The 22,873-nt window shown below is 57.2% G+C and carries 16 protein-coding genes and 2 tRNA genes; 10 read left to right on the top strand and 8 right to left on the bottom strand.

The features are described from left to right. Positions 1-108: 108 nt before the first annotated feature. Positions 109-1,839, top strand: a complete 1,731-nt coding sequence (gene aceK, locus RHM65_RS24005) for a bifunctional isocitrate dehydrogenase kinase/phosphatase (protein ID WP_322168202.1) — start codon at positions 109-111, stop codon at positions 1,837-1,839. A 661-nt stretch (positions 1,840-2,500) separates the two neighbouring features. Here aceK and RHM65_RS24000 read toward each other — a convergent pair. Then, on the bottom strand, positions 2,501-5,959 hold the full coding sequence (locus RHM65_RS24000) for a PAS domain-containing hybrid sensor histidine kinase/response regulator (protein WP_322168203.1): 3,459 nt from the start codon (positions 5,957-5,959) through the stop codon (positions 2,501-2,503). A 221-nt stretch (positions 5,960-6,180) separates the two neighbouring features. On the opposite strand from RHM65_RS24000, the gene RHM65_RS23995 reads away from it, so the two are divergent. Then, positions 6,181-7,320 (top strand): TDT family transporter, encoded by a 1,140-nt coding sequence (locus tag RHM65_RS23995; RefSeq protein WP_322168204.1) that lies wholly within the window; start codon positions 6,181-6,183, stop codon positions 7,318-7,320. 127 nt (positions 7,321-7,447) lie between these two features. Next, positions 7,448-9,322: an MFS transporter gene (locus RHM65_RS23990; protein WP_322185373.1), complete on the top strand. Its 1,875-nt coding sequence runs from the start codon at positions 7,448-7,450 to the stop codon at positions 9,320-9,322. Positions 9,323-9,334: 12 nt separating this feature from the next. On the opposite strand, the gene sugE is transcribed toward RHM65_RS23990, so the two are convergent. The 3 genes from sugE to rdgC form a co-directional block, all read right to left on the bottom strand. After that, positions 9,335-9,649: a quaternary ammonium compound efflux SMR transporter SugE gene (gene sugE, locus RHM65_RS23985; protein ID WP_322168205.1), complete on the bottom strand. Its 315-nt coding sequence runs from the start codon at positions 9,647-9,649 to the stop codon at positions 9,335-9,337. Between the two features lie 248 nt (positions 9,650-9,897). Continuing rightward, positions 9,898-10,857, bottom strand: a complete 960-nt coding sequence (locus tag RHM65_RS23980; protein WP_322168206.1) for a bile acid:sodium symporter family protein — start codon at positions 10,855-10,857, stop codon at positions 9,898-9,900. A gap of 77 nt (positions 10,858-10,934) precedes the next feature. Continuing rightward, the gene (gene rdgC, locus RHM65_RS23975) at positions 10,935-11,855 is read right to left on the bottom strand and encodes a recombination-associated protein RdgC (RefSeq protein WP_322168207.1); all 921 of its coding nucleotides are present in this window, start codon (positions 11,853-11,855) and stop codon (positions 10,935-10,937) included. Between the two features lie 160 nt (positions 11,856-12,015). On the opposite strand from rdgC, the gene RHM65_RS23970 reads away from it, so the two are divergent. Together RHM65_RS23970 and RHM65_RS23965 are read left to right on the top strand one after the other, a co-directional pair. Next, positions 12,016-12,091: transfer RNA gene (locus tag RHM65_RS23970), tRNA-Val, on the top strand. 20 nt (positions 12,092-12,111) lie between these two features. Further along, positions 12,112-12,188 (top strand) — tRNA-Asp (locus RHM65_RS23965). Between the two features lie 252 nt (positions 12,189-12,440). Here RHM65_RS23965 and RHM65_RS23960 read toward each other — a convergent pair. Then, entirely contained in the window at positions 12,441-13,577 is a 1,137-nt protein-coding gene (locus RHM65_RS23960; protein WP_322168208.1) for a catalase family protein, read from the bottom strand. Positions 13,578-13,610: 33 nt separating this feature from the next. After that, positions 13,611-15,419 carry a di-heme-cytochrome C peroxidase gene (locus RHM65_RS23955; protein ID WP_322168209.1) on the bottom strand — a complete coding sequence of 603 codons (1,809 nt, stop codon included), beginning with the start codon at positions 15,417-15,419 and terminating at the stop codon, positions 13,611-13,613. A gap of 370 nt (positions 15,420-15,789) precedes the next feature. Here RHM65_RS23955 and RHM65_RS23950 point away from each other — a divergent pair, with 370 nt between their 5' ends. The 5 genes from RHM65_RS23950 to RHM65_RS23930 all read left to right on the top strand — a co-directional run bounded on the left by RHM65_RS23950 (position 15,790) and on the right by RHM65_RS23930 (position 18,702). Further along, positions 15,790-16,521: an FKBP-type peptidyl-prolyl cis-trans isomerase gene (locus RHM65_RS23950; RefSeq protein ID WP_322168210.1), complete on the top strand. Its 732-nt coding sequence runs from the start codon at positions 15,790-15,792 to the stop codon at positions 16,519-16,521. Between the two features lie 408 nt (positions 16,522-16,929). Next, on the top strand, positions 16,930-17,382 hold the full coding sequence (locus RHM65_RS23945; RefSeq protein WP_322168211.1) for a YkvA family protein: 453 nt from the start codon (positions 16,930-16,932) through the stop codon (positions 17,380-17,382). 143 nt (positions 17,383-17,525) lie between these two features. Beyond that, positions 17,526-17,867 carry a helix-turn-helix transcriptional regulator gene (locus RHM65_RS23940; RefSeq protein ID WP_322168212.1) on the top strand — a complete coding sequence of 114 codons (342 nt, stop codon included), beginning with the start codon at positions 17,526-17,528 and terminating at the stop codon, positions 17,865-17,867. Beyond that, positions 17,864-18,223, top strand: coding sequence for a hypothetical protein (locus tag RHM65_RS23935; RefSeq protein ID WP_322168213.1), 360 nt, complete (start codon positions 17,864-17,866; stop codon positions 18,221-18,223). The genes RHM65_RS23940 and RHM65_RS23935 overlap by 4 nt, the downstream gene beginning before the upstream one ends. Before the next feature lie 5 nt (positions 18,224-18,228). Beyond that, positions 18,229-18,702, top strand: coding sequence for a sel1 repeat family protein (locus RHM65_RS23930; protein WP_322168214.1), 474 nt, complete (start codon positions 18,229-18,231; stop codon positions 18,700-18,702). Positions 18,703-18,761: 59 nt separating this feature from the next. Here the strand turns inward: RHM65_RS23930 and RHM65_RS23925 are convergent, their stop codons facing one another. Together RHM65_RS23925 and RHM65_RS23920 are read right to left on the bottom strand one after the other, a co-directional pair. Beyond that, positions 18,762-20,525: a bifunctional diguanylate cyclase/phosphodiesterase gene (locus RHM65_RS23925; RefSeq protein WP_322168215.1), complete on the bottom strand. Its 1,764-nt coding sequence runs from the start codon at positions 20,523-20,525 to the stop codon at positions 18,762-18,764. Positions 20,526-20,671: 146 nt separating this feature from the next. Next, positions 20,672-22,753 (bottom strand): carboxy terminal-processing peptidase, encoded by a 2,082-nt coding sequence (locus RHM65_RS23920; RefSeq protein WP_322168216.1) that lies wholly within the window; start codon positions 22,751-22,753, stop codon positions 20,672-20,674. Positions 22,754-22,873: the final 120 nt, after the last annotated feature.

Genomic DNA, 22,873 nt, shown 5'->3' with positions numbered 1-22,873 from the left:
CGTCTCGCCAACAAGTTGGTATCTACAGAGCGCCAGTAGGCGCCCACTTGTTGGCAAGCAATCCGCTGACTAAGCTCAATTTTTTGAACGCCCGCAGAGGTCTTTTTCATGCCCCCACAATGGCCCGCCGCCGACATCGCGCAAATGATTCTCGATGGTTTCGACGATTATCGTGATCATTTCCGGCAAATCGCCGACGGCGCCAAGGCACGTTTCGAGCAAGCGCGGTGGCAGGAAGCCCAGCGCGCGTCGGCGGCTCGGATCAGTCTGTATGAAGAAAAGGTCAGCGAAACCGGGGCGCGCCTTCGCGTTCAATTCGACGCCGATAGCCTGTTGGACGTGGCGTGCTGGCCACTGGTCAAGAGCGCTTACATCGACCTGATAGATTTGCGGTTCGACGACGAATTGGCAGAAACCTGGTTCAACTCGCTATTTTGCGGGCTGTTCAGCCACGACCTGATCAGCGACGGGTGCATGTTCATCCACACCACGCGGCCGTCGCTGCATCACCAAGGCAAAGCCGCGCAAACCCGTATTTACAAACCCCAGGGCGATTTTTCAAAGATGCTCTCGGAGGTCTTTACCCAATACCGGTTTGACGTTCCGTTTGCTGATTTGCCGGGCGATATACTGCGCTTGGAGGCTCAGTTGCGCGACAACTTGCCCGATTGGGTGTGCAAGGATCCGGGGCTGAGGGTTGAGTTGTTTTCTTCGATTCTGTACCGCAACAAAGGTGCGTACCTGGTCGGGCGGATTTTCACCCTCGACGAGCAATGGCCGTTGGTGATTCCCCTGTTGCACCATGAAGGCCAGGGTATTCAGATTGATGCACTGATCACCGACGAAGCGGATGTGTCGATCATCTTCTCGTTCACCCGTTCGTATTTCATGGTCGATGTGCCGGTGCCGGCTGAATTCGTCGGCTTTTTAAAGCGCATTTTGCCGGGTAAGCACATTGCCGAGTTGTACACCTCAATCGGCTTTTACAAACACGGAAAATCCGAGTTTTACCGGGCCTTGATCAATCACCTGGCCAGCACCGACGACCGCTTCATCATGGCCCCGGGCGTGCGCGGTATGGTCATGAGCGTGTTTACGCTTCCGGGCTTTAACACGGTGTTCAAGATCATCAAGGACAGATTTTCACCGTCGAAAAACGTTGATCGGGCGACGGTGATTGAAAAATACCGGCTGGTCAAAACAGTTGATCGGGTAGGGCGCATGGCCGATACCCAAGAGTTCGCCGATTTCCGTTTTCCGCTGAGCAAGTTCGACCCGCAATGCCTCGCCGAACTCCTGGACGTGGCCGCGAGGACGGTCCAGGTGGAGGGCGACAGCGTATTGATCCGCCACTGCTGGACCGAGCGGCGAATGACCCCGCTGAACCTGTATTTGGAAAACGCCAACGACGCCCAGGTGCACGAGGCCCTAGAGGATTATGGGCTGGCGATCAAGCAACTGGCGGCGGCAAATATCTTCCCCGGTGACATGTTGTTGAAAAATTTCGGTGTCACTCGCCACGGACGCGTGGTGTTTTACGACTACGACGAAATCTGTTTTTTAACCGAAGCCAACTTCCGCCGCATCCCGGAGCCGCGCACACCCGAGGACGAAATGTCTTCCGAGCCTTGGTACTCAATTGGTCCGCTGGACGTCTTCCCGGAAGAGTTTCCGCCGTTCCTGTTCGCTGACCTGGGCCAGCGTCGGTTGTTCGCCAAACTGCATGGCGAACTGTACGACGCGGACTACTGGAAAAGCCTGCAGCAAGCGATTCGTGACGGGAAGGTCATCGACGTATTTCCGTATCGACGCAAAGAACGGAGGCCAAGCAACGCATAACTATAAATCTGTAGGAGGGTCCGCCACGTCTTCGACGCCGCGCTGTCGCGCAGCAAACTGGGTGGCACTTTGTGTTTGTGTTTGAGGTTGCACGGTGTCAGGGCTGAAGCCTTCCCGAATAAATTCGGACCCACGGTTTTGGCGCTGCACAGATTCTGGCGCTGCCGAAGGCTGCGATAAGGTCCGAAGGACCTTCGCCAACAAGTTGGCTCTACAGATGGCCGCCCGCCTGCAGATCGTCTGTGAATTGAATATCGAATTGCGAAAGAGGCCCCGTGAAACCATGCGGCCGAACGCAGGCGTTGCGCAGGGGGTAACGAGGCAAGGATGCCGAGTAAGCCGTGCGCGGCCAGGGACGGCCGCTCACGGCGACCCCCGGAGCAACGCCGGAGCGAGGGAAGACCGAGCCTAAGCGAGGGCCCGCATGGTGGGGCAAGCGTTTTGGGTTACCTTTTTGGCGGTTGAAAAAGGTGACTCGCTGTAAAAGCGAAACCATAATTTCAGCCCCCAAAAATGCCGGATATACACACAAAGCACAGCGCCAACCCATTGTTTTTAGAAGATTTAAAAGTAGTTTGATAAGAGCCAATGTGTTGGCGAGGCGGCGTACCTGAAACGCCGCGTCTAGCCTCTCGCCAACACGTTGGCTCCCCTACAGAGGTCAACGACTCAACAGCGCCCGCAACGCCGCTGGCTTGACCGGTTTGGACAGGTAATCAAGGCCGGCGGCATGGATCTGCGCCACCAGTTCGGGTCGGCCGTCGGCGCTGATGACAACCCCAGGCACGGGTTCACCCAAGCGGGTACGCAGCCACGCCATCAACGCGGTGCCGGTTTCGCCTTCGTCCAGGTGGTAATCGACTAACACCCATTGTGGGCGCATGCCCTCGTTCAAAATGGCTTCACACTCGCTGCGGTTACGTGCGGTTCGTACCTGACAACCCCAGCGTGTCAGAAGACTGTTCATACCGATTAAAATGCTGTCTTCATTGTCGACACACAGCACATGTGTCCCGCTCAACGGCTGGTGTTTGGGTGCGGCTGGCAGTGGGGCTGCGGCGGTTTGATTGCGGGCAAGCGGCACGGTCACGCTGAACACGCTGCCTTTGCCTGGCCATGAGCGTACTTGCAGGTTGTGACCCAACACACGGCACAACCCATCAGCAATTGCTAACCCAAGCCCCAAGCCTTTTTCGGCGCGTGTTTGGTGGCTGTCCAGGCGTTTGAATTCTTCGAAAATGACTTGGCGCTTGTCCTCGGGAATACCCGGTCCACGGTCCCAGACCTCAAGACACAGCTGTCCTTTTTTGCGCCGAACCCCAAGCAATATCGGACCCTGAGCGTAGCGGAAGGCGTTGGTCAGGAAGTTCTGCAAAATCCGCCTCAACAGCTTCATGTCGCTGTCGATCCGCAGTTGGCTCCCGCGCAGGCGGAACTTCAAACCTTGCTCTTTTGCCAGCGCTTTGAACTCGGCACCCAGAGTATCGAACAGCGCATTGAGTGGGAATGGCTGAATCATCGGGGTGATTTTGCCGTTTTCCAGGCGGGACATGTCCAACAGATCACTGATCAAATCTTCGGCTGAACGCAGCGAGGCATCCAGATGTTGCACCAATTGCTGAGTGTCGCTGGACGCCCCTTCTTCTTGATGAGACAGCGCCGCGGAAAAGAGTCGCGCCGCGTTCAGTGGCTGCATCAGGTCATGGCTGACCGCCGCGAGAAAGCGGGTTTTTGATTGGTTGGCGGTTTCTGCCGTGCCCTTGGCTTCGGTGAGTGCGACGTTCAATTGCGACAGCTCGTGGGTGCGCTCGATGACGCGCTGTTCAAGGCTTTCGTTGGCGGCCTTGAGTGCATGCTCGGCGTCGCGAAACGCCGTAATGTCAGTGAAGCTCATGACGAAGCCGCCGCCCGGCATTGGGTTACCGATCAGTTCAATGACTCGCCCGCTGGGGAATAACCGCTCCGAGGTGTGCGCGCGACCTTGCCGCATCCAGTGCAGTCGACGCGCCACATGCACCTCCGCCTCGCCCGGACCACACAGGCCACGCTCAGCGTTATGACGGATGATGTCGGCAATCGGACGGCCCACACTGATCAGCCCTTCTGGGTAATTGAACACTTCCAGATAGCGGTGATTCCAGGCCACCAGTTTCAGCGACTGATCGACCACGCTGATGCCTTGGGTGATGTTTTCAATCGCACCCTGCAACAGCGCCCGGTTGAACTGCAACACTTCCGACGCTTCATCGGCGATCCGCACCACGTCTTCAAGCTGCATGTCGCGGCCTTCGATGGCGGCCTTGACCACGGCGCGGGTCGATGACGCGCCGAGCACGCCGGCCAGCAATCGTTCGGTGTGGGCGATCCATTCTCCGTCGGCGTTCTGGTTCGGATTGAAGCCTTTGCCCTGGCGGTAGGCGAAGCGAATAAAACTCTGCCGCGCGCGTTCTTCACCGACGAAGCGCGCCGACAGGGTAAGCAAGTCTTCGATCTGCACCGCCAGCAACGAACGGCTGCGCGGACGTGCACTGATTTCCTGACCGATAAACCGCCCGGCCTGCCAATGTTCGGAAACCCGCGTGCGAGACAACAGTGAAACCCAGGCAAACAGGGTGAAGTTGCCCGCCAGTGAAAGCACCACGCCTTGGGTCAGCGGGGAAATGGGCAAGTTGAGCGGGTTGCCATGCAGCCACGCCAATCCCGGAAAACCACTCAGCGACCAGCCCAGACGGTTGGCCGCAATCGGCAACACCAAGGTGTAGAACCAGAGGAACGTCCCGGCCGCCAGCCCTGCGAATACACCCCGGCGATTAGCCTGTTTCCAGTACAGCGCGCCGAGCATAGCGGGTGCCAACTGGGTGATGGCGGCGAAAGCGATCTGGCCAATGGTGGCCAAACTGGCCGTCGAGCCGAGCAACCGGTAGCAGACATAGGCCAGCAGCAGAATCACTACGATGCTGACCCGGCGCACCGACAGCATCCAGTAACGAAACACTTCGAACGGACGCTCTGCAGTTTGCCGACGCAGCAGCCACGGCAGCAACATGTCGTTGGAAACCATGGTCGACAGCGCCACGGCGGCAACGATGACCATGCCGGTGGCCGCCGACGCGCCGCCAATGAAGGCCAGCAGCGCCAGCGCCGGATGGGCCTGAGCCAACGGCAAGCTGATCACGAAGGAGTCAGGCAACACCGAGCTGGGCAGCATCATTTGCCCGGCCAGGGCGATAGGCACCACAAACAACGCCGCCAAGGCCAGATAGGCCGGGAACACCCACTTTGCCAGGCGCAGGTCCTGCGGCTCGATGTTCTCCACCACGATGACGTGAAACTGCCGTGGCAGGCAGATCATCGCCATCATCGCTACGCCGGTCTGGACCACCAGAGACGGCCAGTTGACAGTTTCTTTCCAATACTCTTCCAGACGCGGTGCGAGCATCGCCTGACTGAACAAGTCATCAAAACCGTCATATAAGCCGAACGTGACAAAGGCTCCGACAGCGAGAAACGCGAACAGCTTGACCAGTGCTTCAAAGGCGATGGCCATCACCATGCCGCGGTGGTGTTCGGTGGCGTCAAGGTTGCGCGTACCAAACAAAATGGTGAACAGGGCAAGGACCAGCGACACAATCAGTGCAGTGTCTTGAGCGCGGACGCCGGTGGATTCAGCCACCGCGCCGATGAGCAGGTTCACGCCCAAGACGATGCCTTTGAGCTGCAACGCGATGTAGGGCAACACCCCGACCATGCAGATCAGCGCTACCACTACCGCCAGCGATTGCGATTTACCGTAGCGGGCGGCGATGAAGTCAGCAATGGAGGTAATGTTCTCCTGCTTGCTGATCATCACCATCTTTTGCAGCACCCAAGGCGCCAGCATCAGCAGCAATATCGGCCCGAGGTAGATCGGCAGAAAAGACCAGAGCTGTTCCGCTGCCTGACCCACCGCGCCGAAGAACGTCCAACTGGTGCAATACACCGCCAGTGACAGGCTATACACCCACGCTCGCAAACGTGGCGACAGCGGCGTGCTGCGCCGATCACCGTAGAAGGCGATGGCGAACATAATGGCCATGTAGGCAACGGCGACCGCAGCGATGAGTCCGCTGGACAACGACATGTAAAGCTCCAGGTAGCGCCAACGCTTTGAACAGCACGGGCGGCACAGTTTCGCATGATGCTGGGACTTCGTCAGTGTCTACCAAGGTCGCGGCGTGGTTTGATGCCACACGCGGCGTTACATATAGGTAAAACAGATGACCTATAGCGATATTACCCGTTATATAGATATATAGGCTCGCTATAAGCTTTCTTCACCTCATCAGAGGACAGGAGATTTTCATGACGACCGTCCACCGCATTCGCCCACTCAGCCAATTGAGCCACCCGCGAGAAGTTATTCGCCAGTTCACCCCAAACTGGTTCGGCTCAACCATGGGCACCGGCGTTCTTGCCCTGACGCTGGCTCAACTGCCGCTGTACATTCCCGGCGTGCGGCAAATAGCCGAAGCGCTGTGGCTGCTCAATATCGGTTTGTTCGTGTTGTTCAGTGTGGTGTATGCGCTGCGCTGGGTGCTGTTCTTCGATGAGGCGCGGCGGGTGTTTGGTCATTCAACCGTCTCGATGTTTTTTGGCACCATCCCCATGGGGCTGGCGACCATCATCAATGGCTTTCTGCTGTTCGGCCTGCCGCGCTGGGGCGATGGGGTGATCTCGGTCGTTGATGTGCTGTGGTGGCTGGATGTCGCCATGGCCGTGGCTTGCGGTGTTTTGATTCCGTTCATGATGTTCACCCGTCAGGAACACAGCATCGACCAGATGACTGCCGTCTGGCTGCTGCCGGTGGTGGCCGCTGAGGTCGCTGCGGCCAGCGGAGGATTGCTTGCGCCGCATCTGATAGGCGCCTCGTCCCAGTTCAGCGTGTTGATCACCAGCTACGTGTTATGGGCGTTCTCGGTGCCAGTGGCGTTCAGCATTCTGACCATTTTGCTGCTGCGCATGGCGCTGCATAAATTGCCACACGAAAGCATGGCCGCCTCAAGCTGGCTGGCGTTGGGGCCGATTGGCACTGGCGCGTTGGGCATGCTGGTGATAGGCGCCGACGCTCCGGCGATATTCGCGGCCAACGGTTTGCCAGGCCTCGGTGCAATAGCCGACGGCATCGGTTTAGTGGCGGGGATTACGCTGTGGGGTTTTGGCCTGTGGTGGATGCTGATCGCAGTGCTGATTACCGTTCGCTACTTGCGCACCGGCATTCCGTTCAACCTTGGCTGGTGGGGGTTTACCTTTCCGATTGGGGTCTATGCGTTGGCGACGTTGAAGCTGGCGGCGAGGTTAGATCTGGCGTTCTTTTCGGTGGTCGGTACGCTGTTAGTGCTGTGTTTGGCGCTGCTGTGGGTGATCGTCATGACCCGCACCGTTTGCGGTGCTTATCGAGGTGAGTTGTTTGTTTCGCCGTGTATTGCTGGGTTGGGTAAATAGCAGTGGTATACGGTTACAGGAAATAGACGGCAACAGAATCAGACGCATCCTATCGACATTCGTGTACCGAGCGTTTTCAATGTCGGCCACTGAAAGCCGGGTACGGCGTCATGGGATGCAGGTTTCGATGAGTCAACAATCGCAATTCACTTTGCTGGGGAAGCGGCGCTTTCTGCCGTTTTTCATCACTCAGTCCCTAGGGGCGTTCAACGATAATGTGCTTAAGCAATCGTTGATTCTCGCCATTCTCTACAAACTCGCCATCGATGGTGATCGTTCGATTTGGGTCAATCTGTGTGCGCTGCTGTTCATTCTGCCGTTTTTCCTGTTTTCGGCGTTGGCCGGGCAGTTCGGGGAGAAGTATTCCAAGGACGCCCTGATCCGTCTGATCAAACTGGGTGAGATCGCGATCATGGTGGTGGGTGCCGCAGGCTTTATGCTCAATCACTTATGGATGATGTTGTTGGCGCTGTTCGCCATGGGTACCCACTCGGCGTTGTTCGGCCCGGTGAAGTATTCAATCCTGCCGCAACACTTGCATGAGAACGAACTGGTCGGTGGTAACGGGCTGGTGGAAATGGGCACCTTCTTGGCGATCCTGGCGGGGACTATCTGCGCCGGCGTCATGATGTCTTCTGAGCATTACGCGCCCATCGTTGCCACGGCATTGTTGTTGGTGGCCTGCTTGGGTTACCTCGCCAGCCGCAGCATTCCGCGTGCGGTGGCGGATTCCCCGGAAATAAGCCTGAACTGGAACATCTTCAGTGAGTCCTGGGCCACGTTGCGCTTGGGTCTTGGGCAGACGCCCGCGGTATCGCGCTCGATTGTCGGCAACTCCTGGTTCTGGTTTGTGGGTGCCATTTACCTGACGCAGATTCCGGCGTACGCCAAAGACTGGCTCTACGGCGATGAAACCGTGGTCACGCTGATTCTCACCGTGTTTTCCATCGGCATTGCCTTGGGCTCGATGCTCTGCGAGCGCTTGTCCGGGCGCAAGGTCGAGATCGGTCTGGTGCCCTTTGGCTCCATGGGGATGACGGTGTTCGGGTTGTTGCTGTGGTGGCACTCGGGTGGATTTCCGCAGAACGTGCAGGCCAATGATTGGTTAGCGGTGTTGTCGTACGGTCAGGCGTGGCGGGTCTTGGCGGACGTGCTGGGTATCGGGGTTTTTGGCGGCTTTTACATTGTGCCGCTGTACGCGTTGATTCAATCACGCACAGTGGAGAAAGAGCGCTCCAGGGTGATTGCCGCCAACAACATTCTTAATTCGACGTTCATGGTGGTCTCGGCCATTGTCTCGATCGTGTTGCTCAGCGTGGTCAAACTGTCCATCCCGCAGCTGTTTTTGGTGGTGTCGCTGATGAACATCGCTGTGAACATTTACATCTTCAAGATCGTTCCCGAGTTCAGCATGCGGTTCCTGATCTGGCTCCTCAGTCATTCTCTGTACCGGGTTGAACACCGCCATCTTGATCTGATTCCTGACGAAGGCGCAGCGCTGTTGGTGTGCAATCATGTGTCGTTCGTTGATGCGCTGCTGATTAGCGGCGCGGTGCGTCGGCCGATTCGCTTCGTGACTTACTACAAAATCTACGACCTGCCGGTGTTGAACTTCATCTTCCGTACGGCGGGCGCCATCCCGATTGCCGGGCGCAATGAAGACCTGTTGGTTTACGATCAAGCGTTCAAGAAAATCGCCGAGTACCTCAAAGACGGTGAGCTGGTGTGCATCTTCCCCGAAGGCAAACTGACGACTGACGGCGAAATCAACGAATTCAAGGGCGGCCTGACCCGCGTATTGGAGAATTTCCCAGTACCGGTGATACCGCTGGCGTTGCAAGGGTTGTGGGGCAGTTTTTTCAGCCGTGATCCGAACAAGGGAATACTGCGTCGGCTGTGGTCGCGCATCACCTTGGTTGCCGGGCCCGCAGTGACTGGCGATGCCGCGTTACCTGCCAATTTGCAAGCGCAGGTCACGGCATTGAGAGGGGCGGTCAGGTAGCCGGCACGCGTATCAAACACTCAACTTCAACCCCACCAACCCACACAGAATCAGCCCCACACTGGCCAGCCGAAATAGTGTCATGGACTCACCGAACAAAATGATTCCCGCGATCACCGTGCCAATCGCGCCGACGCCAGTCCAGATCGCATAGGCGGTGCCCAGTGGTAATTCTTTCATGGCGAGGCCCAGCAAACTGAGGCTGATGATCATCGCAGTGACGGTGAGGGCAGTGGGGAGCGGGCGGGAGAAACCGTCGGTGTACTTCAGGCCGACGGCCCAACCAACTTCAAACAGACCGGCGAAAACCAGAATGATCCAGGACATGATGATCTCCTAACAAGAGGTCGTCCTCGGATGGGTTTTTCTGACGGAACAGTCAGGTCGTCCTGGCTGTGGGCAGTATTTTGCACATTCCCGGCCTAAGGGCAAGTAGCGGCGGATTGTGACCGCTTGGATTTTCGGGCGGCCGACAGTGTGGGAGCAGGCTTGCCTGCGAATTGCCTGAAACACCGGCTTCGTCGGCAAGCCGACTCCCACAGCAGCACTCAATCAATACTGGAATTGTGTGTTCGTCACACCGAAGCCTTAGCCGCTTCCCTGTCGGCCTTCTCACTCATGCGCCTGAAATAAGTAGAAAGCAGCGCCCCGGAAATATTGTGCCAAACGCTGAACAAGGCACTTGGCACCGCCGCCAATGGCGAGAAATGTGCGCTGGCCAAGGCGGCGCCCAACCCGGAGTTTTGCATGCCCACTTCCAGTGACAACGACTTGCGCTGTGCCAACGGCAACTTGAACACCTTGCCCGTGAAGTAGCCCAGCACAAAGCCGAAGCTATTGTGCAGGATCACCACCGCCATGATCAGCAGTCCGGATTCTGCGATTTTTGCTTGGCTGGCAGCGACCACGGCGGCGACGATCATCACGATGCTGACCACCGACACCAGTGGCAATACGTCTTCTGCGGCTTTGACCCGTGGGCCGAGTAAGCGTTGTGCAACGACGCCGAGGACGATAGGCAGCAGCACCAATTGCAGGATGGACCAGAACATCTCCATGAAGGACACCGGCAACCAGGCTGACGCTAATAACCAGATCAAAGCCGGTGTCATCAACGGGGCGAGGAGGGTAGTTACGGCGGCAATCGCGACCGATAATGCCAAGTCGCCCCGGGCCAGCCAAGTCATGACGTTGGACGAAGTCCCGCTCGGACAGCAGCCCACCAGAATCACACCGACGGCGATTTCTGGGTCCAGGTGAAACACCCGGCATAAGAGCCAGGCCACGCCGGGCATGATCACGAAATGCGCGATCACGCCTAAGGCCACTCGCCACGGATGGCGAGCGACTTCTGAAAAATCGTCGAGCTTGAGCGTCAGGCCCATGCCGAACATCACCAGACCGAGTAACGGCACGATGGCGCTTTTTAAACCGATAAACCATTCGGGCAGCACAAATGCCAACACGGCAAACAGCAACACCCAATAAGCGAAGGTATTACCGACAAAGCGACTCAATGCAGCCAGCGCACGCATGGTCCGATCCTTTTTTTTATAATGAGAAAGCGTGCGCTACCGTTGCCGGTAGCGCAAAACAGCTGGCTTTATGAAGCTTAAATGCCCTGAGGCAACTCTTCGCCGCCCAACGCGTCGAACAGTTCCGGCAGGAACTCACCGAAGGTCAGCATCATCAAGGTGAAGCTCGCGTCCAGTTGGCCGAGGGCTTCTTCGCCGCCGTCCTGTTCTGCCTGGTCTTGCAGCAGGTCTTCGAACTTCAGGCGCTTGACCACCATCTTGTCGTCCAGTACGAACGACAGCTTGTCCTGCCAAGCCAGCGACAATTGGGTAACGACCTTGCCGGTGGTCAAGTGCAGCTGAATTTCTTCGCTGGTCAGGTCCTGACGCTTGCAGCGCACGATGCCGCCGTCTTCGTGGGTATCGCGCAATTCGCATTCGTCGAGCACGAAGAAGTGGTCAGCGGCTTTCTGGGTTTTGACCCATTCGGTCATGGTCGCGCTTGGCGAGACTTTCACGGTCAGAGGGCGGACCGGCAGTGAGCCGATCACTTCACGCAGCGTAGACAGCAGGTCTTCAGCGCGTTTCGGACTGGAAGCGTTGACCAGGATCAGACCCTGCTTCGGTGCGATGGCGGCAAAGGTCGACCCGCGACGAATAAAGGCGCGAGGCAAGAAGGCCTGGATGATTTCATCCTTGAGTTGATCGCGCTCCTTCTTATAGACCTTGCGCATTTGTTCGGCTTCGATCTCTTCGATCTTCTCTCTTACTGCGTCATTCACAACGCTGCTGGGCAAAATACGATCTTCTTTGCGCGCAGCGATCAGCAGGAAATCGCCGCTGACGTGGACAAGGGGTGCGTCCTCGCCTTTGCCGAAGGGCGCCACGAAACCGTAAGTGGTCAACTCCTGGCTGGCACATGGGCGCGCGGGTTTGGTCGCCAATGCGGTTTCCAGCGCCTCAGCATCAAAAGGCAGATCTTGGGTCAGGCGATAGACAAGCAGGTTTTTGAACCACATGGGGTAAAGCTCTCCTTATGTGCAAAGGGGGGCATTATTCCCTCCTCAGCCCCTGCGGCCAACCCTGAGCTAAGCCTTTGGCGGGATTATAAAAGTATTTTAGAAAGTGCTTGCCAGAGGTAGGGTCGCTATATAGAATGCGCGCCACACCGAGAGTGAAGGGTGATTAGCTCAGCTGGGAGAGCAGCTGCCTTACAAGCAGCGGGTCGGCGGTTCGATCCCGTCATCACCCACCAATTCCTTCTTAGTGTTACGCGCAGCGGTAGTTCAGTCGGTTAGAATACCGGCCTGTCACGCCGGGGGTCGCGGGTTCGAGTCCCGTCCGCTGCGCCATATTCCGCTTCAAGGCCCTTGAACTCCTTGAAGCAAAAAAGAGCGACCTTAGGGTCGCTTTTTTTTGTCTGAAATTTAATTTTTGAATGTCGATATTCAGCGTGCCGGAGCGGACGTGCTCGCGATGGGCCCTGGGTCGCGCTCGACTGAAGAACTAAGTTGCCTAATTCACGACTGCTTCGCAGCCGGTCCCGAGCAAGTCCGCTTCTACGGTGGTCTGATGTTTGCTGCGCGACAGCGCGACGTCGAAGGCTATTGCTCGGCATTACGCGCATGGCGGTACTCGCTCACCGCGTCGTAAACGGCTTTGCGCAGACGGTTGATGCCGCCAATCGGGCGGTGTTCAGCGATACCGAACCACGGACTGAATGACTGGTTGTCACAGGCCAGATTCAACTCCGGGGTGTCGAAGTCCTGCGCCGGAATTTTAACTCTGGCGACTGTTTCGAACGGCGCATCACTTTCTTTCCATTCAATGCTGGTGTCTTCGATGGGCATGAACTTGCTCGGGTCTTGGCGCTGGATTTGCAGGACGAAACAGGCGGGAACTCGATCGGTCGACAATTGCTGATTCAGTGCGCTGCGCAGGAAGTTCGGCAGCGTTTCGTTCTGAGGCGGCAAGCGGTAGTCGGGACAGTTTTGGGCGTCTGGCGCGACCCGGAACTTGGCATTGGCGGCGCCGAATTTGTAAGGCGATACCGAGTAGTAGGTGACCTGGGTCGGGCTATCTGGCGCCGGTGCCAGCGTACCCAGCGCAATGAACAGATGACGGATCTGCCAACTGCTCGGGTCCCAGCTGGGGAAGAACGCCAGGCCGGTTTGACCGTTGGCTTGAGCCGCAATGTTCTGACGGTATTCAGCGACATCACTGACGAAGAAGTTCGGATGGCTGAACATCACGAAATCCTGCTCGTCGCGTCCTTGTTGGCTCGCTACTAACTGCGTTCCGGGCACATCCATCAATTTGATCGCCATGCCCCGCGCATCCTTGATGCTGTCGAACTGCGGGAACGCGTTGCCGTTGGACAGACGCATCGACGCTTGCCAGGTTTTACCGGGCTCAGCGAATACACCTTGGCGCAGGGCAGGAGAGAGGTCGCTTAAGACCTGAACCTCAGCTTTCACACAGCCGTGGGCTTTGGCATGGGCGTCACGCAGATAGCGCGTGCTTTCGCGGTGTTGATCGACGATCCGGATAGCGGTCTGGATGATGTCTTGAGACATCGCCGACTCCCCCGGTGGAACTTGCTCCTGCGCCGATACCGGCCCTCGGTAATGCCACGTGAACCAAGTGCTTGCCAGCAGCCACCCGACCAGGCCGAGTGTCAGCAACACGAGAAAGGTCTTGCCCAGAAACGCGCCGAGGCGGACCCAGAGTGTGGTGAGCATGTGTCGATCCTTGTATCTAGCGCGTTGACGCGCTTATGGCAGTAGTGAGTCGAGTGGGCCGCCCAGTACCTTGAGGTACTCCAGCAGCGCCCAGCGTTCTTGCGGTTGCAACTGCCTGCCAATCACGCCGCCGCCGCGCGGGCCAGCGCGAAATTCATGACCGCTGTTGTGGTTGCCAGAGATTTTTGTGTCGAATAAAAATCCGCCTGGGAAGGCCTCGGTGCGGTAGCCCAGGTGGCTGGGATCGTATTCAAAACTGCCGGTGTAGAAGGTCGTGGCGCGTTCGTCCTGCGGCGACAGCAATTGGTAAATAGTCGGAACCGAGCCGTTGTGCAAGAACGGTGGGGTGGCCCAAACGCCATCCAGCGGTCGTGCCCGGTAAGCACGCACTTCACGAACGCTGATCGGCAAACCGAAGCCGTTCAGACGCTGGCTTTCAGCCGGCGAAACCTTCAAGTCGCGGTAGGCCCGGCCTTCGACAAACGCGGTGATATACGCCAGCCCTTTGGCCATCGAGATGTGGCTTGGGTCCACCGGTGCTTCAGGCTTAGGCAGCAGCTCGACGTTCAGTGCCGCCAATTCTTGCGGGTCCCATTTCAGGGCGCTCAAGTCATAACGCTGATCGGCAATGTTGTTAGCGGTGTTCGGGTCGGTGCCGATAGCTGCGACAAGCAGCATTTTCAGCTCTTGTATCGGACGGCCATAGGTTTGCGTCACTGAGGGTACGTGGCACCCGGCACAATGTTCTTTAAACAGAACCTTTCCCTGCGCGGCGCGTGGACGATCGACAGCGCCCAGTAGCTCTTCAGGCCATGTCGGTGGTTTGAGCCGTTGCAGGGTTTCCTCTATTCGATGGAGGTCCTGAACCCGTGCGCTTGAGGGGTAACGGGCGTCACCGGTCAGGGCATGACCTTGGGCATCGAACAAACTCAGGGTTGCGCCCACGCCCAGGGCTTCGCCGATGTTACGTGCCATGGGCTGCCGTGCTGAGCCGGTCCACTGCACCCAATCGAAGGTCCAAATATCCCAGAGCTGGGGGTAGTCCACGGGCGCGTTGGCGACGCGGTAGTTCTTCTCGGAAATGGCATCGCCAAAAGCGGCGTTGGCGATGCGCCCGAAAGCGTCGGCCCGGCCCGGCCCCTCTTCGGTGGGATAAAGCCCACGGTGGGTGTCGTTCCAGGCGGCGTGTAAAAAGATGTCCAATGACTGCTTGAACTCGGTGCGCAGGCGCTCGTGTTGTGCGTCATAGTTCTGACCGAGCACGTTGCGGGCGAAGCGCTCGAATTTCCAAGGGTTGTAATAGGTGGCGAACAGGCTGGCGACCAACGCTTGGCCGAAGCTGCCACCGCGTAAAGTGGGTACGCTGGAAGGCAACACATGCTGAGCCGATCCGCCGTCGATGCGCAGGGCCTGGCCTTTGAAACGCAACTCGCCGGTGTGGCAAGCGGAGCAGGTGATGTCCAGGTATTGCTCGCTGCTGCCAGGATTTTGATGCTGGGCAAAGCCGACCGGCAGGTTGCCCGGATTGGTGGTTGTTGCGTGCTGTTTCGGGTCCACCAGGAAACCGAAGCGCGCCAAGTACTCAGGGGTGGCGAAGCGCTTGTCAGAGAAAGGCAGTTCCAGTGCGTTGAACCAGTTGTAACGCAGGTTTTTTACCTGAGTACCCTGGGGCGTGTAATAAAAGGTCTGACGGTCCTCGTCGCTCCATTGCCCAAGGTAATGCACCTGCTCGGCGGGCACATAAAGCGGCAATCTAGGATTGGCGACATAATAAAGAACGACCGCCAACGCCAGCAGAATCAAGGCCGCAATCACCAGAAACAAACGGGAAAAAAAACGCAACGTGGAACCTCCTTGTCTCGTAATACCCACCTTATGCCTGAGCTGGCGGGCTGGTGGCAAGTAGCCATTTCGCTCGATACGGGGGCCACGTAATCACGCTATGGTCTGGTTGAACAGGGGGCTGGCGAAGATAGGTGATACGCCCACAGGGCGAGGAGGTCGGTTGTCAAACCAGCCTCAGATGGCAAATGGCTTACTTTTGTATAGCTGAATCAATGCTGTACGAGGTGGATGCAAGGTAATAAAACGTTTGGATACCTGAACTTATCTGTCTTTATCGCCTCTCATGCCGGTAGCCATTGATCGCGGCAGCCTGATAAGCTCGCGGCTTTACTCGTTTGCCCTATTGGCGCATGAACAAGGAATCAGTATGAAACAGCATCGGTTGGCGGCGGCAGTAGCCCTGGTTGGTCTGGTACTGGCGGGTTGTGACTCGCATACCAACGTAGAGCTGAAAACTCCGGCACAGAAAGCTTCCTATGGCATCGGCTTGAACATGGGCAAAAGCCTGGCTCAAGAAGGCATGGATGACCTGGATTCCAAAGCCGTAGCCCAAGGCATTGAAGACGCCGTCGGCAAGAAAGAACAGAAGCTCAAGGACGACGAACTGGTCGAAGCCTTTGCTGCTCTGCAAAAACGTGCTGAAGAGCGTATGGCCAAGATGAGCGAAGAGTCGGCAGCTGCTGGCAAAAAGTTCCTTGAAGAAAATGGCAAGCGTAAGGAAGTGACGACTACTGCTTCCGGCCTGCAATACGAAGTTATCCAGAAAGGCGATGGCCCTCAGCCTAAGCCTACTGACGTAGTGACTGTTCACTACACTGGCAAGCTGACTGACGGCAAAGTGTTCGACAGCTCCGTTGAACGCGGCAGCCCGATTGATCTGCCGGTAAGCGGCGTGATCCCAGGTTGGGTTGAAGGTCTGCAACTGATGCACGTTGGCGAAAAGGTCAAACTGTACATCCCTAGCGACCTGGCCTATGGCGCTCAGAGCCCAAGCCCGACTATCCCCGCTAACTCGGTATTGGTTTTCGATCTTGAGCTGCTCGCCATCAAGGACCCTGCCGCTGCTGCAGACGCGCCTGACGTGCCAGCCGCCAAGTAATAGAGCCTCACTGGTTTGACCGCAACGCCCCGTCCCGACGGGGCGTTGTCGTATCTGGCGTTCGGCGGCGAACAGATCGCCTTTAACGCAGTCGTAATAACGTTGAAAGACGTGTTGATTGCGGCGCGATTGTAGGACGATCAACTCGGCTTCCCATGAAGCAGTGGGGGTAACTTCTGTCAGGTCCCAAGTCAACGAATTTATGCGATTTTTAATGTGAGTAAAAAACGCCCGATTTGAGCGTAAGCCCTGTAATACGGGGGTCTCAGGCCAGAAAAATGGCTCTGTTCACAAGGTTATCCACAACTTGTGTGGATAACATTTATGCGACGTTAACGTTGCTCTGTGTAGCGCAACCGCCACGGCCGCTATCCTACAACTGGTAGCGATCATTCAACGGGAGTCGTGATGAAAATACCTTGGAATCTGCTTCGGTTTATCCCCATGGCTCAGCGCGTGATCACCGCTGGCCGATTGCCGGCGTTGCTGTTCGCAGTGGCACGCAAGGGGGCCGCAGAAGGGAATCGCCTGGGCAAGCTCAAAGACGATCTGCGGTTGCTACAAGCGTTATGCCTGGCTTATTGGCGTGGGGAATACCGCGCGATCAGTCCAAAGGCCATGGTTTCGGTGGTGGCGGGGTTGATGTATTTCCTGAGCCCCATCGATCTCATTCCCGACTGGATTCCGGTCATTGGCATGCTGGACGACATCGTTGTGCTGGGATGGGTCATGAAGACCCTGGAAGCCGAGCTAGACGCCTTTCGCGCGTGGCGAGCCATGCAATCCGTAGAGAAACTGGCGGTGGTCGAGCGGTTGCCTGCGACGCCAGCGTTGCTTGAGCTTGAGCATCGCAAAGACTGATGTGAAAGGTCATGAGTCGGCATTGGGCTAAATCATTAAAAGCGCTGCGCATTCAGAGTACGCACCCGGACTCTGTCCACTGTTAAGATGCCAACACACGGAAAAGCCCACACGCACAGTGTTGTAGTCCTTCAGGGGGTTGTATGGATCTTCAGATAATCAGACGCGATGGAGAGCCAGAGTACGCAGTTTTGCCATGGGCTCAGTACCAGGCTTTATTGAAAGCCGCAGGCGTCGATGATCAGCCTGCGCAACGCGCTCCGACTTCGTCTGCCGCCGTCGCATCCGGTGACCTTCCAGGCTTGGATCAGCTGGGCGCCCTGCGCGATGCCAAGGGTCTGGAAGTTGCGCAATTGGCGCGCACGGTGGGAATAAGCCCGTCATACCTGGCGTTGATCGAAAGCGGCGAGCGCGTTCCGGATGCTGCTATTCGGCGCAGCCTGGCCTGGGAGCTAGGTGTTCCTGGTTGGCGAGGTGAATCATGACGGTTCGCATCAGTCGTCAACACTGGGAAGGGCTATTGACGGAGTTGGACCAGGCCCGTCGACAGCGCCATCTATTGACCTATCGAGCATTGCTCGAACGCCTCCAATTACCCAGCCCCGCCATGCAAACACTCACCGCCGCGCTTGAGCATCTGGCTGCATTGGATGCTCGTGCGGAGCAACCGTTGCGCAGCTCATTGGTAATCAGCCAGGGCGCCAGCCGCTTGCCGCGCACCGGGTTTTTCGAGTGTGTCGAACGGCTTGGGCGATTTTCCGGCCCATCGGACGGTATTGCCGCCGCGTCGTGGCATGCTTCTGAAGTGGTGCGGGTTTTTGAATACAGCTACCCGGAGTGAGCGTAATGCGGTTTTTATGGCATGTGCGGGCAAAAGTGACCTACTTTCTGGCCCGACGATTGTTTCATTGGTACTGGTTTGTCCAGCAGCCAAAAGGCTGGCAGTGGCTTGAAGGCCAGTACTCGCGCATGGCCAACTTGGGCGATGTCGGTGCTCAGAGCTTCTATGGGCATATCCTGCTGTTTCGTGGCCAAGGTCTGGCCGCACGGAACGAAGGTCTGCGTTTGTTGCGCCTGGCGGCACACGGCGGCGACAGCAAAGCGGCCTATCAACTGGGTGTGGTCAGTTTGGAGGGAGACACTGACAACCCACCGGATGCAGCGCAAACGGCGCGCTGGTGGGAAATGGCCGTAGAAGCTGGCCACCCATTGGCACCGATCAAGTTGTCGCAGTTATACAAAAAGGGTGGACCGGGCTTGTACGCCGACCCAGAGCGCGCCAAGCAGTTTGAGGGCATGGGCAAGCCGCATGGGTTTTAAGAGGAAACCGGGGCCCTGAATTCATTCGGGAACGCTACGGCCCTTGGCACGCTGCAACCTTAAGCCTGCACCGAGTCCAGGCTGTCAATCACATGCACGCTGGCCCCGGCGACACCCTTGGCGAAGTGCTTGGCTTGCGATGCCAGTTCGGCCAGTTGACTGGCATCCAGATGAGCGCAGGCTTCGGGGCGTAGGTGAACGACGCCGATGGACAGCGACAGCAGCGAGAATTCCTGGCGCTGGCCCTGACGATTCAATCCGGTGAAGCAACCAGACTCCAGATGCTCGGCCCGATAGAAGCGTCGGCACTGGTTCTGAAAGTCCTCCAGCAGCAGGTTCAGGCGTTTACGCCAGTCTTCGGAACCGAGCACCATCAAAAAGTCATCGCCGCCGATGTGCCCGACAAAGTCTCGACTCGGGTCGATGCGGTCGTTCAGGCATTGCGCCAGGCACAGCAGCACTTCGTCGCCCCGGCCATAGCCGTAGATGTCGTTGAACGGTTTGAAGCTGTCGATATCCACGTAGCAAATCATCGACTCTCGGCCTTGTTGCAGCAGGCGCGTAAGGCATTGTTGGATAGGCACGTTGCCGGGCAGTAAGGTCAATGGGTTGGCGTAACGTGCTTGCTGGATTTTCAGTTCAGTGATCAGTTTCAACACGTCGATCACCCGGCCCAGCCCCAGATAGTTGCCGTTCAAGGTGATGATGAAATCTTCTTCGATGCGCTGCCGGGCACGGCTGGTCAACAGGCGGCTTACCTGCTGCAGCGACTGGTTCAACTCCACCGCGAGAAAATCGCTACTCATCAAGCGGCTGATCGGTTTGCGCGCGAACAGGTCAGTGGCGAAGGGCTTGAGCAGCGCGTCTGACAGCGAATGCCGGTGGACGATGCCGCAGGGCTTCGACGATTCGTCAAGCACCGCCAGCGAGTTCAGGTTCGCTTGCTTGCGGAAGCACTCAAGCACGCTGGCTGTCGGAGTGGACTGATGGACCGCTGGTTGCTCAATCAGCAATGCGCGCAGGTCAGGGGCATCTTCGTTTAGCGCAGGCGCCGCCGGGTTGAGTGTGGGCAGCAATGCATGGGCGTCACGCGGTGGGTGTTCTTGCGGACGGCAAAGCAAATAGCCCTGAACCAAATCCACGCCCATGTCGATTAACACGGCCAGCTCTTCCTGCAACTCAATGCCTTCGGCAATTACCAGTGCCCGAGACGCTTTGGCCATTTGCAGCATGGAGCCGACGAACTCGCGCTTGACCGCATCTTGATGAATGCCGTCGATGAAATGCCGATCAATCTTGACGTAGTCCGGGCGCAATTCTGACCACAGGCGCAGGCTTGAATAGCCCGCACCGAGATCATCCAGCGCAATGGAAAACCCCATGTCGCGGTAGTGATGCAGCGCCTTGTACAACAGATCGAAATCTTCGGTGGGTGTTTGCTCGGTCAGCTCGATGACTACCTGACTGGGGGCGATGCCGTAGGTTTGCAGCAGCTCCAGCGTCCGGCCGGGCGGGTGAGTAGGTTCCAGCAGGGACTCGGGTGAGACGTTGAGGAACAGCTTTCCATCGAGTTTCTGGGCGCTGAAACGTCGGCAAGCAGATTCCCTTGCAGCCATCTCCAGTTCACTCAGTCGACCTGCCTGGCGGGCAATGGCGAACAGATTGACGGGGGAGTGCAGCGAGCTGTTTGAAGGGCCTCGGGTCAAGGCTTCGTAGCCTAGAATTCGGCGATCCGATAGCGACACTATCGGTTGGAACAAGCTGTGTAGATCGCGTTGAGCCAAAATTAAGCTCAATGCACTCAGCTGTTCAGTGGCAGTCATGGCGATCTCTGGGCAAGAAAAAGGGGCTAAACACGCAGGTGTTCAGCCCCCCTATTTCACGACAGATTCATGACTGTTTGATGACCAAATGCCATTAACAAAAACTAATTGGCCATCGTTCCATCTCAGTCATGCACCCTGCGTGCTTACTTCTTTGCCACCGCCGCGCTCAAATTCAGGTAGTCGATCAGGATCCGCCCGGTCTCCGACAGGTAAGCGTCGTCCTCGGGTTTGGTCTTGTCGTCTTCTGCGGGCAGTGCGTCTTCGTCTTCTTTCTTCAGCTCTTTAAGCGGGTCCTGACCTTTAGCCTTGCGACGGACGTTTTCCAGCGCCAGTTGTTTGCCTTCAATGTCGGTGTGTTGAGCGCGACGTTCGGCTTCGTTCAGGCTGACAGTTTTTTCGAGCATCAACTTCTGAGCGAGAGCCAGACGGTCTTCGATGAAGACAAACTCAGGGTCTTTTGACGACCGCGCATCGTGCCGTGCCTTCAGTTGCTCAAGGAACGGTTTGAACGGGTCTGCCACAGGCTTGATCCGAGGCGGGATAGTGTCGTAGGCCATCGATTCTGGAAGCGCGCTTTCGCCGATTTCCTTGGTATCAATGATCGACGGGTAGGCGATGTCCGGCAGTACACCTTGGTGCTGGGTGCTCTGTCCGGAGACCCGGTAGAACTTGGCCAGCGTTAGTTTCAGTTCGCCATGGTTCAGCGGCTGAATGGTCTGCACGGTGCCTTTACCGAAAGTCTGGCCACCAATGATCAACGCGCGGTGATAGTCCTGCAGGGCGCCGGCGAAAATCTCCGAAGCCGATGCCGACAAGCGGTTGACCAACAAAGCCATGGGGCCTTTGTAGAAGGCACCGGTGTCTTCATCTTCAAGGACATCGACCTTGCCGTCGGCGTTACGCACCAGCACGGTAGGGCCTTTGTCAATGAACAGGCTGGTCAGCTCAGTGGCTTCCTGCAACGAGCCGCCGCCGTTGTTACGTAAGTCGATCACGACGCCATCGACTTTGTCTGCCATCAGTTCAGTCAGCAGTTTCTTCACGTCACGGGTGGTGCTCTTGTATTGCGGATCCCCAGCACGGTAGGCCTTGAAGTCCAGATAGAACGCCGGAATTTCGATGACGCCGAGTTTGTAGTCGTGACCGTCTTGCTTGAGGTTGAGGATCGACTTTTTCGCCGCCTGCTCTTCAAGTTTCACGGCTTCGCGGGTGATCGCAACGATTTTGCTGGTGTTGTCGTTCGGTGCGTTGGTGGCTGGAATTATTTCCAGGCGCACCACTGAACCTTTGGCGCCGCGAATCAGTTTGACCACTTCGTCCAGACGCCAGCCGATCACGTCGACCATCTCTTTGTCGCCTTGGGCGACGCCGATAATCTTGTCTGAAGGCGCAACCTGTTTGGTTTTGGCGGCAGGGCCAGCCGGAACCAAACGCACGATCTTCACGTTGTCGTTGTCGCTTTGCAACACGGCGCCGATGCCTTCCAGCGACAAGCTCATATTGATGTCGAAGTTTTCCGCGCTGTCCGGAGACAGGTAGTTGGTGTGCGGATCGTAGGACATGGCGAAGTTGTTGATGTAAGCCTGGAACACATCTTCGCTGCGGGTTTGCTCCAGTCGCGCCAATTGATTCTTGTAGCGCTTGGTCAGCAGTTCTTGAATGGCCTTGGGTTCTTTGCCGGCGATCTTCAATCGCAGCACTTCATCCTCGACCCGTTTGCGCCACAGATCATCCAGCTCAGCGTCAGACTTGGCCCACGGACTGTCCTTGCGATCGATCAGCAAGGTTTCCTTGGTGGTAAAGTCGAACTTGTCGACGCCCTTGTTCAGTTCCGCCAACGCAAAATCCAGACGCGCTTTGACGCGATCCAGGTAGCGCTTATAGATGGTAAAACCGGCGTTCAGGTCGCCGCTTTTGAGGAAATCGTCGAACTGCACCTTCCACTTGTCGAACTCAGCGATATCACTGGCCAAAAAGTAGCTGCGCGACGGGTCGAGCAGTTTCAGGTAGCTGTCGTAAATGATGACCGAACGTTTGTCGTCCAAAGGCGGCTTGCTGTAGTGGTGCCTTTTGAGCAGCTCTACGATGTTCAAGCTCGCAATGACCTCTTCGCGGTCAGGCTGAAGGTTATCCCAGCTGTTGGCTGCAAAAACACTGGCGGACATGGGCAAGACACTGAGGCCAATGAAGAAGGCGAGTGCGGTGCTAGGGAGGTAATGCTTCATGCTGATTCGACGCGGGGGCAATTGATAACGCATATTAGGCCGTCTTTGAGATCGCCGGTTCCGTCGGATCCGGTCGCATAATGCAAAAAGCCCGTGCGTCTATAGCACCGGCTCAGTCCA

The organism is Pseudomonas sp. CCI4.2, from assembly GCF_034350045.1.
In the GTDB taxonomy this organism is placed as follows: Bacteria; Pseudomonadota; Gammaproteobacteria; order Pseudomonadales; family Pseudomonadaceae; genus Aquipseudomonas.
The sequence above is the reverse complement of the archived record's forward strand: the minus strand, read 5'-3'. Positions and strand labels throughout refer to the sequence as shown.

Coding starts and splice junctions, on each gene's coding strand:
- RHM65_RS23925 (WP_322168215.1), bottom strand. CDS start 20,525: ATGACTGCCACTGAACAGCTGAGTGCATTGAGCTTAATTTTGGCTCAA.
- RHM65_RS23940 (WP_322168212.1), top strand. CDS start 17,526: ATGGATCTTCAGATAATCAGACGCGATGGAGAGCCAGAGTACGCAGTT.
- RHM65_RS23920 (WP_322168216.1), bottom strand. CDS start 22,753: ATGAAGCATTACCTCCCTAGCACCGCACTCGCCTTCTTCATTGGCCTC.
- aceK (WP_322168202.1), top strand. CDS start 109: ATGCCCCCACAATGGCCCGCCGCCGACATCGCGCAAATGATTCTCGAT.
- RHM65_RS23990 (WP_322185373.1), top strand. CDS start 7,448: ATGAGTCAACAATCGCAATTCACTTTGCTGGGGAAGCGGCGCTTTCTG.
- RHM65_RS24000 (WP_322168203.1), bottom strand. CDS start 5,959: ATGTCGTTGTCCAGCGGACTCATCGCTGCGGTCGCCGTTGCCTACATG.
- RHM65_RS23930 (WP_322168214.1), top strand. CDS start 18,229: ATGCGGTTTTTATGGCATGTGCGGGCAAAAGTGACCTACTTTCTGGCC.
- RHM65_RS23935 (WP_322168213.1), top strand. CDS start 17,864: ATGACGGTTCGCATCAGTCGTCAACACTGGGAAGGGCTATTGACGGAG.
- RHM65_RS23995 (WP_322168204.1), top strand. CDS start 6,181: ATGACGACCGTCCACCGCATTCGCCCACTCAGCCAATTGAGCCACCCG.
- RHM65_RS23980 (WP_322168206.1), bottom strand. CDS start 10,857: ATGCGTGCGCTGGCTGCATTGAGTCGCTTTGTCGGTAATACCTTCGCT.
- rdgC (WP_322168207.1), bottom strand. CDS start 11,855: ATGTGGTTCAAAAACCTGCTTGTCTATCGCCTGACCCAAGATCTGCCT.
- RHM65_RS23960 (WP_322168208.1), bottom strand. CDS start 13,577: ATGCTCACCACACTCTGGGTCCGCCTCGGCGCGTTTCTGGGCAAGACC.
- RHM65_RS23945 (WP_322168211.1), top strand. CDS start 16,930: ATGAAAATACCTTGGAATCTGCTTCGGTTTATCCCCATGGCTCAGCGC.
- sugE (WP_322168205.1), bottom strand. CDS start 9,649: ATGTCCTGGATCATTCTGGTTTTCGCCGGTCTGTTTGAAGTTGGTTGG.
- RHM65_RS23950 (WP_322168210.1), top strand. CDS start 15,790: ATGAAACAGCATCGGTTGGCGGCGGCAGTAGCCCTGGTTGGTCTGGTA.